This window comes from Algibacter sp. Ld11 (assembly GCF_045066735.1).
In the GTDB taxonomy this organism is placed as follows: Bacteria; Bacteroidota; Bacteroidia; order Flavobacteriales; family Flavobacteriaceae; genus Algibacter.
Genome location: NZ_JBISHH010000013.1, coordinates 135,237 through 151,181 on the forward strand (window position 1 = coordinate 135,237; position 15,945 = coordinate 151,181).

At 32.0% G+C, this 15,945-nt stretch carries 17 protein-coding genes; 9 read left to right on the forward strand and 8 right to left on the reverse strand.

All coding sequences use genetic code 11. From position 1 onward, the window contains the following. Positions 1 to 26 precede the first annotated feature (26 nt). Positions 27 to 1,490 carry a TonB-dependent receptor gene (locus ACJJV4_RS07100; RefSeq protein WP_405292866.1) on the reverse strand — a complete coding sequence of 488 codons (1,464 nt, stop codon included), beginning with the start codon at positions 1,488 to 1,490 and terminating at the stop codon, positions 27 to 29. A gap of 92 nt (positions 1,491 to 1,582) precedes the next feature. Here ACJJV4_RS07100 and ACJJV4_RS07105 point away from each other — a divergent pair, with 92 nt between their 5' ends. Beyond that, positions 1,583 to 2,344: an MBL fold metallo-hydrolase gene (locus ACJJV4_RS07105; protein ID WP_405292868.1), complete on the forward strand. Its 762-nt coding sequence runs from the start codon at positions 1,583 to 1,585 to the stop codon at positions 2,342 to 2,344. A gap of 9 nt (positions 2,345 to 2,353) precedes the next feature. Then, the gene (locus ACJJV4_RS07110; RefSeq protein ID WP_405292870.1) at positions 2,354 to 2,854 is read left to right on the forward strand and encodes a hydrolase; all 501 of its coding nucleotides are present in this window, start codon (positions 2,354 to 2,356) and stop codon (positions 2,852 to 2,854) included. Position 2,855: 1 nt separating this feature from the next. On the opposite strand, the gene ACJJV4_RS07115 is transcribed toward ACJJV4_RS07110, so the two are convergent. Both ACJJV4_RS07115 and ACJJV4_RS07120 read right to left on the reverse strand, forming a co-directional pair. Beyond that, positions 2,856 to 3,224, reverse strand: coding sequence for a DNA topoisomerase IV (locus tag ACJJV4_RS07115; RefSeq protein WP_405292872.1), 369 nt, complete (start codon positions 3,222 to 3,224; stop codon positions 2,856 to 2,858). Between the two features lie 27 nt (positions 3,225 to 3,251). Further along, positions 3,252 to 3,656 (reverse strand): helix-turn-helix domain-containing protein, encoded by a 405-nt coding sequence (locus tag ACJJV4_RS07120; protein ID WP_405292874.1) that lies wholly within the window; start codon positions 3,654 to 3,656, stop codon positions 3,252 to 3,254. A 282-nt stretch (positions 3,657 to 3,938) separates the two neighbouring features. On the opposite strand from ACJJV4_RS07120, the gene ACJJV4_RS07125 reads away from it, so the two are divergent. The 7 genes from ACJJV4_RS07125 to ACJJV4_RS07155 all read left to right on the forward strand — a co-directional run bounded on the left by ACJJV4_RS07125 (position 3,939) and on the right by ACJJV4_RS07155 (position 11,291). Then, positions 3,939 to 5,096: a M14 family zinc carboxypeptidase gene (locus ACJJV4_RS07125; RefSeq protein ID WP_405292876.1), complete on the forward strand. Its 1,158-nt coding sequence runs from the start codon at positions 3,939 to 3,941 to the stop codon at positions 5,094 to 5,096. A 70-nt stretch (positions 5,097 to 5,166) separates the two neighbouring features. After that, complete coding sequence (locus ACJJV4_RS07130; RefSeq protein WP_042494949.1) at positions 5,167 to 5,646, forward strand: Lrp/AsnC family transcriptional regulator; 480 nt, start codon at positions 5,167 to 5,169, stop codon at positions 5,644 to 5,646. Between the two features lie 184 nt (positions 5,647 to 5,830). Continuing rightward, the gene (locus ACJJV4_RS07135; protein WP_405292878.1) at positions 5,831 to 7,279 is read left to right on the forward strand and encodes an MBOAT family O-acyltransferase; all 1,449 of its coding nucleotides are present in this window, start codon (positions 5,831 to 5,833) and stop codon (positions 7,277 to 7,279) included. Positions 7,280 to 7,284: 5 nt separating this feature from the next. Then, a complete protein-coding gene (locus ACJJV4_RS07140) occupies positions 7,285 to 8,250 on the forward strand; it encodes a hypothetical protein (RefSeq protein ID WP_405292880.1) in 966 nt (321 codons plus the stop codon). A 321-nt stretch (positions 8,251 to 8,571) separates the two neighbouring features. Next, on the forward strand, positions 8,572 to 9,543 hold the full coding sequence (locus tag ACJJV4_RS07145) for an ATP-grasp domain-containing protein (RefSeq protein ID WP_405292882.1): 972 nt from the start codon (positions 8,572 to 8,574) through the stop codon (positions 9,541 to 9,543). Further along, on the forward strand, positions 9,527 to 10,231 hold the full coding sequence (locus tag ACJJV4_RS07150) for an HAD family hydrolase (protein ID WP_405292884.1): 705 nt from the start codon (positions 9,527 to 9,529) through the stop codon (positions 10,229 to 10,231). Before ACJJV4_RS07145 ends, ACJJV4_RS07150 begins: the two co-directional genes overlap by 17 nt. After that, complete coding sequence (locus ACJJV4_RS07155; RefSeq protein ID WP_405292886.1) at positions 10,215 to 11,291, forward strand: GNAT family N-acetyltransferase; 1,077 nt, start codon at positions 10,215 to 10,217, stop codon at positions 11,289 to 11,291. Before ACJJV4_RS07150 ends, ACJJV4_RS07155 begins: the two co-directional genes overlap by 17 nt. Before the next feature lie 39 nt (positions 11,292 to 11,330). Here ACJJV4_RS07155 and ACJJV4_RS07160 read toward each other — a convergent pair whose 3' ends face one another. From ACJJV4_RS07160 to ACJJV4_RS07180, 5 genes are all read right to left on the reverse strand, one after another. After that, positions 11,331 to 12,038, reverse strand: coding sequence for an acetyltransferase (locus ACJJV4_RS07160; RefSeq protein ID WP_405292888.1), 708 nt, complete (start codon positions 12,036 to 12,038; stop codon positions 11,331 to 11,333). A gap of 125 nt (positions 12,039 to 12,163) precedes the next feature. Continuing rightward, positions 12,164 to 12,772, reverse strand: coding sequence for a sugar transferase (locus tag ACJJV4_RS07165; protein WP_405292890.1), 609 nt, complete (start codon positions 12,770 to 12,772; stop codon positions 12,164 to 12,166). A 146-nt stretch (positions 12,773 to 12,918) separates the two neighbouring features. Next, positions 12,919 to 13,539 (reverse strand): sugar transferase, encoded by a 621-nt coding sequence (locus tag ACJJV4_RS07170; protein ID WP_405292892.1) that lies wholly within the window; start codon positions 13,537 to 13,539, stop codon positions 12,919 to 12,921. Between the two features lie 44 nt (positions 13,540 to 13,583). Beyond that, positions 13,584 to 14,900 carry a CoF synthetase gene (locus ACJJV4_RS07175; protein WP_405292894.1) on the reverse strand — a complete coding sequence of 439 codons (1,317 nt, stop codon included), beginning with the start codon at positions 14,898 to 14,900 and terminating at the stop codon, positions 13,584 to 13,586. After that, positions 14,897 to 15,940, reverse strand: coding sequence for a sugar-transfer associated ATP-grasp domain-containing protein (locus tag ACJJV4_RS07180; protein ID WP_405292896.1), 1,044 nt, complete (start codon positions 15,938 to 15,940; stop codon positions 14,897 to 14,899). The genes ACJJV4_RS07175 and ACJJV4_RS07180 overlap by 4 nt, the downstream gene beginning before the upstream one ends. Positions 15,941 to 15,945 lie beyond the last annotated feature (5 nt).

A 15,945-nucleotide genomic window follows, 5' to 3' on the forward strand; every position in this document is an offset into this window, starting at 1 on the left:
GCCGTTTTTCCATTTTATATAAAGTGTTACTTTCTTTTTCTGCTTAGCGTTAAGGGGCGTCTAGTGTAGCCAAATAAACGGTATTCTTTAATTAAATCTTCGGTGCCTTCTGGAACCATAGATTCCCATCCTGATTCTCCGTTTGCTATTTTATTTAAGATTTCTCTAGAGAAAATATTCATTATGGATTCATCGTAATCTTCAATATCAATAACTTTTCCGTTGTATTTAAAGAATTTGTAAAGTTCCTTCATTCTTGGGTAAACTTTTAAGTTTTCACTTGTAATAAGTTCTCCGGTTGCGGGGTCTTTCATTGGGTATAAGTAAACTTTTAAGTCTTTAAAGAATAATTTCCCAAAGGCTTCTAAAATACCACCACTAATATGTCTATAATATTTCTCATCGAAAATATCAACCAAATTACTAACGCCCATAGCAAGGCCCATTCTAGCTTTGGTATAGTTAGAGAAGTATTCTACAACCTTAAAGTATTCTTGAAAGTTAGATATCATAACCGATTGTCCAAGAGAACATAGCAGATCTGCACGATCTATAAAATCTTGCTCGTCAATTTCACCTTCGGCTCTTAAATTAGATAAGGTGATTTCGAAAACTACAACTGTTTTATCTTCATCTACCTTGTTTTCTTTAATGAACATCTCGTATGATTTCTCATACATAGCCATGTTCACTTTAGTTACTGGTCTAAAACTTCCGCGTAGCGCTAAAATGTTTTTCTTGTAGAATACACGAGCAGGAAGTACATTGGTGCCATCTGGCCCAAACATTACCGCATCGGTCATGCCGTTCTTTACAAGTTGTAAACTCATTAAGCGGTTGTCTATATTTTTAAATACAGGTCCCGAAAAGTTTATGGTATCTATTTCTATTTGGTCTTTATCAAGGTGGTCGTATAAATAGCGTAACAATTTTTTAGGCTCGTTGTATTTATAAAACGCACCGTAAATTAAATTGGTTCCTAGAACACCAAGTGTTTCTTGTTGTAAACGTGCATCGGTTTCTTTGAAGCGGAGGTGTAAAATTATTTCGTTGTATTCGCCAGTCGATTCTACTTGATATTTAATACCAACCCAACCGTGACCTTTAAATTGCTTCGCAAAATCAATGGTTGCTACAGTGTTTGCATAGGTGAAAAATATTTTATTCGGATTTTTTTCACGTGTTAAACGGTTTTCCATGAGGTCCATCTCGTGGGTAAGCATTTTGCGTAAACGCGCTTCAGTAACATAACGCCCGTCATCTTCAACGCCATAAATGGCATCACTAAAATCCTTATCGTAAGCAGACATTGCTTTAGCAATAGTACCTGAGGCACCACCAGCTCTAAAAAAATGACGGCAAGTTTCTTGTCCGGCGCCAATTTCGGCAAATGTTCCGTAGATGTTTTCGTTTAAGTTAATCCGAAGAGCTTTAGATTTTAACGAGGGAATATCATTAAACTCTTTATCGCCTTTAATGGTAATATCCATATATTTTATAGGTTAGGTCCGTACAGACAAAGGTATTAAATAAGTATGCTAAACAAAAAAATAAGTTTATTTTTGTTTCAAAATTCACACTTTTGAAAATCACTTTTCTCGGCACAGGCACATCGCAAGGTATTCCAATAATAGGGAGTAAGCACCCGGTTTGTTTAAGTAGTAATAAAAAAGACAAGCGTTTACGTGTTTCGGTTTTAGTAGAATGGGATGGGTTTACTTGTGTTGTAGATTGTGGACCGGATTTTAGATATCAAATGCTGCGATCGGGTTGTGAAAAAATTGATGCTATTGTTTTTACGCACGAGCATTCTGATCATGTTATGGGGTTTGATGATATTCGACCTTTTTATTTTAGGCAAGGCGATATTCCTATTTATGCTCACAAGCGCGTTTTAGATTCTTTAAAACAGCGTTTCGATTATGTGTTTAAAACAGAAGATAGATATCCAGGCGCAGCTGCTGTTACGGTAAACGAAATTGAAAACAAACCTTTTAATCTTGGTGGTTTGGAGGTTATGCCGGTAAATGGAACGCATGGCGGTTTGCAGGTTTTTGGTTTTAGGTTTAAAGATTTTGCTTATCTCACCGATATGAAGCGTGTTGAAGATGTGGAAATTGAAAAAATTAAAAATGTAAAGATTTTAGTGGTGAATACGCTACGTATCGAGCCACATCACTCGCATTTTAACTTAGAGGAAGCGTTGGCTTTTATAAAAAAAGTAAATCCTGAAAAAGCATATTTAACACATATTAGTCATTTATTAGGTTTTCATGAAGACGTTGAAAAAACGCTTCCTGAAAATGTGTTTCTGGCTTATGATGAATTAGAATTAAATTTATAAAATTACCCCATGACGAAAAAGATTTTCATGTATTTGTTTGTGTTTGCTATGTTGCTTGTGTTGTTTCAATACGTTAACGCAAAGCGTGTTTTTGAGGATATGAATAATAAACTTGGCAAGCAAAAAGTGCAAGTTGAAAAGTATAAAGATTCCGTTTTGGTATTGAATACTGAAATTTCAAATTTGTCTTATTTCAATTTAGAACGCAATGAAGACGCTTTAAGTTATTTTGAGCGTGATGGATTTGATGTTGAAGAATTAATTCCGTTTATAAAAGATGAGCTTTATGCTTTAAATGAAGTGAAAGGTGAGCATCCATTAATTCCTTATGCGTCTAGCGAAGGGCGACGCATGCTGATTAATAAAGTGAAAATGCTAAACCATAAATGGATTATTGCCGATTTCTCTGATGGTGAATTTTGGGGTGAGCTTTTTATAACGTATCGCGTTACTGACGAAAAAGAGCTTAAATTTAATTTAGTGGAGTCTTTTTTATATCCACTGCCGTAGATTATTCTTCTCTGTAGGCAATTCCTTTTTGTTTTTTAGTTTCTCCAACGTACGAGTATTCATAAGTGTAAGATGAATCGGTGGTTGTAAGTATCTTTAAGTGAATATCTTTTTGTTCAGCCATATTCTTTGGGTTTATGGTTTTAAAGATCACTTCGCAGTCGTTAATCCATCGTAATTGCGACGAATCTGTTTTTCTATCGTAGACTTCCACTTGTAGTGTTTCGCTGCGTTTAAACCTCGATTTATACATTACATCATTAATAGTGACTTCGCTGTAAAATGCACCCGTTTTAAAATCTTTGCATTCGCGAGCAGATTCATAGCAATTAAAAAGAAAAAGCACAGGTAAAAGGTATAGAAATCTCATAGGTATATCTTAAAATGCAAAATTACTTTAATTCTGATAGTTTTTAAAGCTTCCGTCAGAATAAAAAATAACAATACGCTCAATTGATTTGTTATTATTGACTTCAAGATTTAAACTATTTTGAATGCTTTCGGTTTTTGGAGGATTTGGAGTGGTGATATTTTGAGGTGGAGTTGGTGAGCTGATTTCTTGTGTTGTTTTTTGTTGAGCAGGAAATTCACCTTTGCCATTCATTAACCAATACAATTCTACCTCCGGGAAAGCGGTAAGGGTTTTTAGAACAAATTCTAAACTTGGCTTATTTCTGCCAGATAATATATGTGAAATACTAGAGCGTTGCACACTAATTTTTTCAGCGAAAGAAGAGGCGGATTCTCCGTAATATTCCATCACTTTTTGGAGTCTTTTAATGAAAGCTTCGCTGTTTATCATTGTAAATTCGGGTTTCTTATACTTGGTGTTACAAATGTAATAATTATATGTTAATTGGTAACATTAAATGTGTTAAAACTATATATTATGTATAAGTTTAACTTTAATAAGATGTATTTAATTAACTGAAAAATAGTGTTTTGTGTTTGTTTTAACGAGTAGGTTGTTTTTTGTCAATAATCTAGATGAGGAATTGTATACTTATGTAAACAAACATATTGATTTTTGGTGTTTACAATTGTAAATTAGTAATTGTTTACATTTGTATCATAAATAAAACACATGAAATTAGAAGTTATAAAATCCTTGTTTTTAAAACACAAAGAATCGCGTTTATCACATCGCTATATCACCAACAATCATATTAAACCACTTTTAGAAAACCTAGAAAAAGAGATCGCTATTGAAGTGATTGGAACCTCTGTTTTGGATGAATCGATTTATGGACTAAAAATTGGTAATGGTGAAAAACGCATCTTAATGTGGTCGCAAATGCACGGAAACGAATCGACAACCACCAAGGCTATTTTCGATTTATTAAATAGTTTATTGGATAAGGATTCTAACTTAAACCACATTTTAGAACACTGTACCTTATATATAATACCGATTTTAAATCCCGACGGTGCTAACGCCTATACACGTATAAATGCCAATCAAGTCGATTTAAATAGAGATGCACAAAATCTTACACAACCAGAAAGTAAAGTATTGCGAGATGTGTTTACTAAGTTTAAACCACATTTTTGCTATAATTTGCACGGGCAGCGTACTATTTTTAGTGCCGGAAACACTAATAAACTGGCAAGTGTATCGTTTTTAGCGCCTGCACAAGATCAGGCTTGCACGGTAACACTTAATAGAAAACGTGCTATGGAGGTTATTGCTGTAATGGATAAGGCTTTACAAGCTATAATACCAAATGGAGTAGGCGTGTACGATGATGCTTTTAACTTAAACTGCGTTGGTGATACGTTTCAATGTGAAAACGTACCAACTATTTTGTTTGAAGCTGGGCATTATAACGGTGATTATGGTCGTGAAGTGACTCGTGAGCTGATTTACACTTCTTACATAGCTTCCTTAGATTATATCGCTAAAAACGATGTTACTGGCGATAAGCACGAGGCTTATTTTAATATTCCGGAGAACGGCAAGTGCTTTTATGATATTATTATAAGAAATGTAAAAGCTAAAGACGCTTCCGAAGAAAAAAATACAGATATTGGTATCTTATATCAAGAGAAATTAGTTGATAATCGAATTGAATTTTTACCAAAAGTGGATAAAATTGAAAATTTAAAAGGCTTTTTTGGTCATAAAGAATTTGATGCTAATGGTTTACAAGTGCTCGATGAAGATGGAATTGAGTTGCAAGTAGGTAGCGAAAACGTTTTCGTAATAATTAATAACCAAAAAAAATCATTATTAATGAAATAAAGCGCAGTTAATGTGTGTAATTATTAACAAAAATGTATTATTTTCGCTTTTTATTTAAGAATAGTTAATTATGGGGAAAATAAAGTTAGACGAGATAGATCATCAAATTCTTGATATGTTAATTGATAACACAAGAATTCCGTTTACAGACATTGCAAAAAAATTATTAATATCTGCAGGTACTGTTCACGTACGTGTTAAGAAAATGGAGGAAGCAGGAATTATTCGTGGTTCATCATTAACATTAGATTATAAAAAATTAGGATATTCTTTTATTGCTTATGTTGGCGTTTATTTAAACAACACCTCACAAACTAAATTTGTGTTAGAGCGTATAAACGAGATTGCTTATGTTACTGTAGCTCATATTACTACGGGGAAATTTAATATTTTCTGTAAAATTAGAGCAAGAAGTACAGAGCACGCCAAAGAGGTTATTTTTATGCTAGATGATATTGAAGGAGTTTATAGAACTGAAACAATGATATCATTAGAAGAAAGTATTAATGATAAAAAGCGACTAATGCATTCTATTTTCAGTGATATGTAGGTAACACATTATAAATGTAAATGTTAACCCTTTCTATTTTAAAATAGGAAGGGTTTTTTTGTGTGTTGAATGTTCTTTGTAGCTGTTAATAGGTTATTTATAGAAGTATTTTTTGTATTTAAATTTTATGTAAGATATTTATCATAGCTATTATTAATAAGAGTGACCTAACCAAACCCAACCCATGTTATTTAATTCATTTGAATTTTTTGTATTCCTAATTGTTGTCTATTTTCTTTACTGGTTTGTTTTAAAGAAAAGTTTAAAAGCTCAAAACATACTTTTGCTTGTTGCGAGTTATTTTTTCTATGGTATCTGGGATTGGCGTTTTTTATCATTAATTTTATTAAGCACCATAGTAGATTATATTATTGGGCAAAAAATTGAGGCTTCAGATGAAGATTTTGTTAGGAAAAGATGGCTGTGGGGTAGTGTTGTTTTTAATATTGGTTTATTAGGTTTCTTTAAATATTACAACTTTTTTATTGATTCTTGGGTAGACTTAGCGTCTACGCTCGGCTACACTATAAAAAGTACATGGACATTAAAGGTGATACTTCCGGTAGGTATTTCGTTTTACACCTTCCAAACCATGTCTTATTCTTTCGATATTTACTACAGAAAATTAAAACCAACAAAAAGCTTTTTGTCTTTTGCGGCATTCGTTAGCTTTTTTCTGCAGTTGGTAGCTGGCCCAATAGAAAGAGCCTCAAATTTATTATCGCAAATTTCAAATAAACGACACTTTAGTTATGCGCAATCGGTGTCTGGATTAAAGTTAATTCTCTGGGGCTTGGTTAAAAAAGTTGTTATTGCAGATGCCTTAGGGCCTATTGTAGACGATATTTTTTCTAATTACGGATCTTATTCTAGTTCTACCTTATTAATTGGGGCTATATTTTTTGGTTTTCAAATTTATGGCGATTTTAGTGGGTATTCCGATATTGCTATCGGTACAGCTAAATTATTTGGTATTGAGCTGATGTCTAATTTTAAATTCCCTTATTTCTCAAGAAATATAGCGGAGTTTTGGCGACGTTGGCATATTTCTCTATCCTCGTGGTTTCAAGCTTATATTTATGTGCCCTTAGGTGGTTCGAGAGTAGGAAAGGTGAAAACCATAAGAAATGTATTTATTATTTTTCTAGTCAGTGGTATTTGGCATGGTGCGAATTGGACCTTTGTTTTATGGGGATTAATACATGCGTTAATTTTTATTCCTGTTTTACTTTTAGGAAATAATACCAAATACAAAAATACCATAGTCGCTCAGCACTCTGTTTTACCATCGCTAAAAGAAGTTTTGAATATTTTTGGAGTGTTTTTTATTGTAACGATTTCTTGGATATTTTTTAGATCGGAGTCAATAACCGATGCGTTTAGTTTTCTTGGAGGATTAACAGATTTTTCTATAGCACCATATTTTCATCCAAATGGTTATAGAATGATGGATTACTATATTTTGGTTGTGCTATTTTTATGTTATGAATTTATAATAAGAAAAGATGAGCGTGCACCTTTCAATTTTAAAAACAAATATGTACGCTTTTTAGTATATACAATCATGGTTTTTGTGATGATGCTATTTTATGATAGTGGTATAGATCGTTCATTTATTTATTTTCAATTTTAATACTTATGACAAAACTAATATTTAAATCCGGACTCTATTTCATACTTATTTTAATTGCATTAGAATTAATTGTTCGTGTATTACATTTAGGGAAAGATAGTCCTGCGCGTTATATAGATGAGTATAATGTTGAAAAATGGGAGCCAAATCAAGAGGGGTATTCGGTAACAGGAAATAGAAGAATGAATTTTGCAGAATACCATATTAATAATTCAGGTTATAATTCTTATCGAGAATTTAATCCTACTTTGGATAAAACTGAGATTGCTTTAGTGGGCGACTCTTTTATTCAAGGGTTTCATCAGGATTATTACAATTCAATAGGGAAAAAAATTGAAAACCAGTTGAATGATGTTGAAGTTTATGAATACGGTTATGCTGGTTACGATTTTGCTGATCAACTTCATTTAACGCAACAATATAAAGAAGAGTTTAGTAAAATAGATTATGTGGTTTTAGGTATTCGCTTTCGGGACGATTTATTTCGTGGGGAATACGAGGTTATTTACGACCGTATGCGCTTAGAATCTGCGATGTACAAAAATGCTAGAAAAATAAAGCTTTTGGTTTATGCGCAAGGTATCGGTATTTTAGATTCTGCTAAAAAGTTTCCTGGAAAGCTGATATCATTTTTTATGAACACTAAAAAAGAAGCTAAGGAAGTTAAAAAGGAAACTATTCCGGAAATTGAGGCAAAGCAAGCAAAGTATATTAAAAACTTTGAATCTTTAGTTGAAACATATGGTTACGATAAATCGAAGTACGTTTTGCTTTTAGATACAAGTGAAACGCCTCAGGTTTTCTTAACTTATTTAGAAACACATAATTTTAAATATATCGATTTTGGTGAATCGTTAAACAATTCAAAAACACCACCAACGTTAATTTTTGATCAGCATTGGAATAATCATGGGCGAAATCTCATTGCCGACTGTGTTGTTAAGGCCTTTAAAAGTTTTAATGTCCATTAAATTGTAGTATAAAATTTCATTTTAAACGTCTTAACCGTGTTAAAAGTATTTTAAAGAATAATTTTGATGCGGGTTTTATTATTGCCCTATATTTACCACAGATTAAATAACAAAATGGTAATATTAAGGTCTATATCTGTACTTAAAACCATTGTAAATTGTGGGTGATAAATTTAAAAAATAGTTAAATGATAAAACCTAAACTTTGTTTTTCCTCGTATATACTTAGGGTGCATTGTGCAGGCGCAAAGCTTATTTTAGTTTTTCAATGAGCAAAATTTAATTTATTACAAACATACTATACACAGGTATATTTTTATTATGAATATATTAATTACATCAGCAGGAAGGCGAGTTTCTTTAGTGGAGGCCTTTAAAAAGGAATTAACCACTTTATTTCCAAAGGGCAAGGTGATGACCACCGATTTTAATATTAAATTATCTGCTGCATGTCAAGTGTCAGATCAATCTTTTCAATTACCACTAGTTAGTGATTCTGGGTATTTTGATCGCTTGCTTAAGGTATGCTTAGATAATGATATTAAGATGGTAATTCCTACTATTGATACCGAATTACTCTTATTAGCTAAAAAGAAAAGTCAATTTTTATCTCACGGTATTAAAGTGATTGTGGCGTCGGAGGATTTTGTACAAATGTGTCGAGATAAGCGCGAAATTCATGTGTTTTTTGAAAATCATAATGTGCAAATCGCAACCGAATACTCGAAGTACGATTATAAGTTGCCTATTTTTATTAAACCTAAAAATGGAAGTAGAAGTATAGATACATATACTATTACCAAACATGAACAGTTAACAAAATATCATTTTAAAAATGATGATTTAATGTTTTTGAAGTATTTAGATCACAATGAATTCGAAGAATATACTTGCGATTTGTACTACGACAAAAACCATAGCTTAAAGTGTATTGTTCCAAGAAAACGTATTGAAGTAAGAGACGGTGAAGTTAATAAGTGTGTTGCTGAAAAAGGCGCATTGGTAGATTATATAAAAGAACGATTAAGTTTTATCGATGGTGCTATAGGATGTTTAACAGCTCAGTTTTTTAAGCATAAAGAAACCGATGAAATTTTTGGTATAGAGATAAACGCGCGCTTTGGTGGTGGCTATCCATTATCGTACTTTGTTGGAGCCAATTACCCGAAATGGTTAATACAAGAATATTTACAAGAAGAAGATATAGCTATAGATTATTTAGCCGATTGGGAAGAAAATTTATTAATGCTGCGCTACGATAAAGAGGTTTTGGTACATGACTACAAAGAATAATATTGTATTTGTATTTGATTTAGACGATACACTTTACAAAGAAATCGATTTTTTAAAATCGGCTTATCAGGAAATATCAAGTTATATCTCTCAAAATAGTGGTTTTGCAGAAGATATAGTTTACGAAAAAATGATTACATCCTATTATAGTGGTGATAATCCTTTTCAAAGTGTTCTAGATTTTGTACAATCTCAAGATATTACTATTTCTACACTGTTAAATATCTATAGAAATCACGAGCCTAATATTACTTTATCTGAATCTAACCAAGATGTTTTGGCTTATTTAAAAGCAAATGTTTATAAAATTGGTTTAATTACAGATGGTAGAAGCGTACAACAAAGAAATAAATTAAAAGCGTTAGGTTTAACCGAATATTTTGACGAAATAATAATTTCTGAGGAGTTTGGATCGGAGAAGCCAAATGTTAAAAATTTTAACTTTTATTTAGATAAATACGGCAAAAATTATACCTACATTTATATTGGCGATAATACTAAAAAAGATTTTATTGCCCCCAACGCCTTAAAATGGGTAAGTGTCTGTTTAACAGATAATGGCGAGAACATACATAAACAAACATTCGATTTAGAAGAAAAATTAAAACCCTTATTTGTTATTAATAGCTTAAGACAAATTCCAGAAATTTTAAAAAAATTGAATAATTTTAATGAACTTAGTTTATAGCAAAATACAAAGTGAGGAAGACTTAAGCGAATATTTAACGAAGGTTAATTTATTTAAAGAAATATATCCTTTTTATAAAATTATAACAGGAAACATACACGATCTAAAAGAAAGTCATCTTGGCTATTTTACGCTTGAAGAAAATGGAAACATTTTAATTTTAATGCCTTTTATATTCCGTGAAATTGATTATAAAGTTGAAGGAGAAACTTATTTCGATGTTATTTCACCTTATGGGTATAGTGGGCCTTTATATAATAGAGACACCTCGCGTGCTTATTTGTTAGATTTTTGGAATCAAGTAGATCTTTGGTATCAGGAACATAACGTGGTTTGCGAATTTGTTCGTTTCAGTCTAAATAATAATTATCAATTTTATTCAGGTAAATTAGTACCAACATTAACTAATGTTAAAGGCTATATTATGCCTGACGAAAAAGCACAATGGGCAGCTTTTAAACCTAAAGTTAGAAATAATTATAGAAAAGCAGTCTCTAATAATTTGCGTTTCGAAATTATTCAGGACAGTAAAAATACAGATGCTGTTAAACGTTTTTATAGTGTTTATATTGAGACTATGAAGCGTATTGGTGCCGCAGAAGAGTATTTTTATTCTTTAGCTTATTTTCAAAATATTGTAAAACGAAATAAAGATAATTTCGCATTAGCCTTTGTGTATAAGGATGATGTGGTTATTTCTGTAGAACTTATTCTTATATTGAGAACTACATTATATTCTTATCTAGGAGGAACATTGGCAGAGTATTTTAATTGTAGACCAAATGATTTTTTGAAGATAGAAGTTATCAATTGGGCGCGTAAAATAGGGCATGAGTACTATGTTTTAGGAGGTGGAAGAAAAGATGATGATAACCTGTATCAATACAAAAAAACATTTTTTCCTAATGATAGTGATGTCTTGTTTTATACTGGTAGGAAGGTTGTGAATACTAAAATTTATAAAGCGTTAGATACCATAGTGAATGGTCCAAAAGAAAAGGGGACACCAAAATCAAAAATATCTAGTAACACCTATTTCCCTATTTATAGACAAGCCTAAAAGGCGAAATTTCAAAATCAGATTAATAAATTGATAGTTTTAAGAAGAGAGGTCTTCTTTTTTATTTAAATAACTTTCGTTTTTCTGTCTATCTCTTATTTCTATAGCGGGGTTTCCATAAGCAATTTTCAAACTGCTAATATCTTTAATAACGGTAGATCCTGCGCCAATGTGTGTGTGTGCACCAATATTTACACCTCCAATTACACACGACCCAATACCAATAGAGCTACAAGTTTGTATGGTTACATGTCCAGCCACATTAACACCAGGAGCTAAACTCGAAAAAGATTCCATAATACAATCATGACCTAAAGAAGCCGAGGTGTTTATAATACAAAACGCATTAATGGTGGCATTGGCATTGGCTATAGCGCCGGGCATTATAGAAGCGCCTTCACCAATAATCACACTTTTCCCAATAATGGCATTAGGGTGTATTGCTGAAATGTATTTAAAATTAAGTTGCAATGCTTGTATTTTTGAATGCATTTGATAGCGATCAAAATTATCACCAATAGCAATAATACCGCCTATAATTTGGTTTGTTTTTATTAAATCGGGTAAACAGGCTTCAGTACCTAAAACTTTGTAATTAAATAGTTGAGATCCAATAGGTTTAAAGGAGTCTATTAAGCCAAAAATTGTGTATTCGTTTTGTCTTTCAATGATATCAATAATAACGCTAGCATGCCCAGAGGCACCTATAATAACTATATTGGGTTTTTCTGTAGGTTTTAATTGCATTTACTAGTAGGCTTAGGTTTGGAGCTTCAAAATTCTATCAGACTAAAATACACGAAATAATATACTTGGTGGTATAAAATAAAGGATAATTTTAACCTCATGCTTAAAACGGTTTACATACTCAATTATTCATCGGCACCGCCTGTAAAGGTGGTCATGTTTAAACCATCGCTACTATTTATTCCTTGAGGTACAACTAGACGTTTAGCAGTTAAAAGTAATATTTGTATGTCTAATAATAACGACATATTTTCAACATACCAAACATCGTATTTAAACTTTTGATTCCAAGAAATGGAGTTACGACCTTTTACTTGAGCCCAACCTGTAATGCCTGGTTTTACATTGTGTCGTTTTTTTTGTTCCGCGTTGTATAACGGTAAATAATCTGTTAAAAGCGGACGTGGACCAACTAAACTCATATCACCTTTAAGCACATTAATGAGCTGAGGAATTTCATCTAAAGAATATTTCCTGATAAACGATCCTATTTTAGTCACACGTTTATCAAAAGGTAAAAACTCGCCATTTGCGTTCTTTTTATCATTCATGGTTTTGAACTTGATAATTTTAAAAACCTTTTCATTTTTACCTGGGCGCTGTTGGTAGAAAAAAGCTTTTCCTTCATTGGCGATAAGTAAACACATAAATACCACTAAAAAAACAGGAAAGAGTAGTAGTAAGGCTGTAAAAGCAATTATAAAATCTAATAATCTTTTAAAAAGAAAGTACATGAAATCAAGTTAAAGTTAACAGAGTTGAATTTTTTTTAAAAAACTCCAATTGGATTAAGAAGTATTGTATTTTCTTAAGGATACATATAAATACAAGTTTATGTTTTAGTTTCTTGTTACTAAGTTTATTATTTGTTTTAATAAAATTAAATATCCTTTGATCGTATTTCATCTAAAGGAGCTTGTACAATTGTTGGATCCAAAGAAATATCTTTAGAAGCTACTACTTTGTAAGCTGTTTTTACTAGTATTTTTAAGTCTAATTTGAATGAAATGTTATTTACGTAAAATACATCATATTTTAATTTAGTATCCCAGTCTAATAAGCTTCTCCCATTTACCTGTGCGTAGCCTGTTATGCCGGGTTTAACGTTATGCCTTCTTTTTTCTTCCGTTGAATAATAAGGCAGATATCTAGGTAAAAGAGGTCTTGGACCAACAAAGGACATATCTCCTTTAATAACATTGAATAATTGAGGTATCTCATCCATTGATGTCTTTCTAATAAAATTCCCTACTGATGTTAATCGTTCGTGATCTGGTAAGAGGTTGCCATTACCATCTTTCTTGTCGTTCATGGTTTTGAATTTTATTATTTTAAATAACGCTTCATTTTTACCCGGTCTTACTTGAGTGAAGAAGGGTTTTCCTTGATTAACAATAAACAAGAATATCGTGATGATTAAAATAATGGGAAATAACATTGTAACCATTATTAATGCAATGAAAAAATCAAAAAAAGATTTTAAAAGAGAGTATTTTAACATGATTTTAAAATGTTGTTGATAATGAAAATTAGCCCCAAATATCGTTATTTTCTTTGAGTATTCATCTTGTTCAATGTCATTTTTCGCTTTCCTGAAGACAACAGAGGTATTTCATCAACCATTATAATATTTATCAAAGCATCATCACCGAGGAAACTTCTAAATTTTTCTATAAGTTCATTTTCAAACTTAAAAACTTTGGAGCAATTTAGTTTAATAGTGTATACTGTTTTATGTTCTTGAATGAGTTGAATTTGTTTAATACCGGTAAAACGTACACTGTTAATCATGATAAAAGACGATACAATAACGCCTTTGGTATTATAAATAGTGTCAGTTTTTCGGCCTTCAATCTTTTTTAAAGTTGGAGGATTTACGGTGTAATCCATGGCGCCTATATCGCCAGTATCATAACGAATCAGCGGCATGGCATAACTAAATAAATCGGTTATCACTATGCGACCGAGATCTCCTTTTGGTGCTTGGTTATCGTTATGCATATTTAATATTTCGATGTGATAAGAGGCCCAATTTATATTAAATACATTTTGGTTTGGAGCTTGTTGCGCTAAAATGCCATTTTCCATATTGGAATAGCGCGACACCATAGGGCAATTAAAATAATATTGCATGCGCTGTTTGGTGTAGTCGTTAATACCTTCCGCCATACCAATAATAGATTGAAAATTAGCATGAACTGGGTCTCGGTTTTCACGATCAAGAAACTTACAAACCTGTTCGAAAGCAGAAGGGAAGCCTAGCCAGCCTTTTGGATTCGTTGTATTCTTAATCTGTGAAATAAGGCTTTCAATACGTTCTGCATTGAGGTCTATAACTTCAATTGGTTTTAAGTTCTGTGCCCAGTTTTTAAAATTCGAATTTTTAAAATTCAATCCCCAATACCTCAAATACCATAATTGATAGCCAATTTTAAAACCTGCTAATTCTGAGAAATAAATGGTATCAGCGCTATTTCTATAGATTTTATTTTTATTATGAATCACTTTAAATGGTGTGCCTGTAGAGCCACTAGTAGAACGTGTTACGTTTTTCTTATCAATAAAGATACTTGACTTAAATAGATCTTGATTTTCTGTGATTTTGTTTTTGTTTATCACAGGAAAATGTTCAAAGTCCGTTTCGGTAAGATTAAGGTTTCTATAAAAAGGCGTCGTCTCTATACTGTGTTTTAAAAGCTTTATTAGGTTTTGTTCACGCTTATTTTTTGTGGATTCAAAATTGTGGAAACTATCGCTTATATCAAGCAGGTGTTTTTTAATGGGGCTACCTTTTAAAGTGTCTAGCCACCAAAAGCTTTTACTGCGCAGGGTATCTAATATAGGCTGTTTTTGTAAAGTCATTTTTTAAGCTCTATAAGTGCTTCTTTTATGTGTTTGTTGTTTAAGTAACCGCCACAAGCTACATCGGTAACATGTAAAGACGGTACTTCATTACCTTCAATCAGTAATGGGCCTTGGTTTGTAATGGCTACATCCCAACCCACAATACGGTTTGGCATAGCATTTACGGCCTGTAGTGCCAGTTCAAAGGCTTCTTTGTAAAATGGAATTTGAAAACCATCTAAAGCCACTTGGCTATCGGGATGATGTGTAACTTCTTTTCCTCCTTCTACAACATCTTGTCGGCCAACGCCTTGTAATTTTCCGGTTTCTAAATTTAAAGATATGTAAAATCCTCCGGTATGTGTATTATCTGTAAAAGTGTTCCCTATACCAAAGCGCATAAGCGCAGAGAGCACGTGTGCTTCATTATTGGCATCTATATAGGTGTCTATTCTAATAGTATTTACTGAATTGCTGAATATACTGTTAATACTTTCGTGCTGTTTAATATAATCTTGGTGTACGTAGCTATTAGAAATTAAATCAGGGTATATGTTATCAATTTGCGATTCTAAATTTTCTTTTTTAAGTAAAAAACAACCTTGCCCACCTTGTCCCAATGTCGGTTTTAAAAACAGATAGTCATTATTCGAATCTTTAAAAACAGAATCAAAAAAATGTAGAACAGATTTTTCACTATTTATTATTTGATATTTATTATTGTAGAACCATCGACTATTAAAATTATAACTTAATAGCTTAGGTGTTGGAATGTTTAAATTAATACAATGGTTATAAAAGCTTAATTTGTTTGCTAAAATTGCTGTAATTTCTGGAAACACCATTTTTTGAGACCCAACAATCTGGTAAAATTCCTTTAAGCTTAAATAGTTTTTATAATTTACAATGCCTTTTCGGTAAAGATATTTCCTAAAGTAATCTGTGGGAAGCATTTGTTTTTCTATGCCGTATAAAATAGATTCTTTAATTACTTGTGGCAAAGGTTTTTTATTAGCATCCTTTATATATACTTTAAGGTGTTTCAGTCTCGAAAGCATAGGTG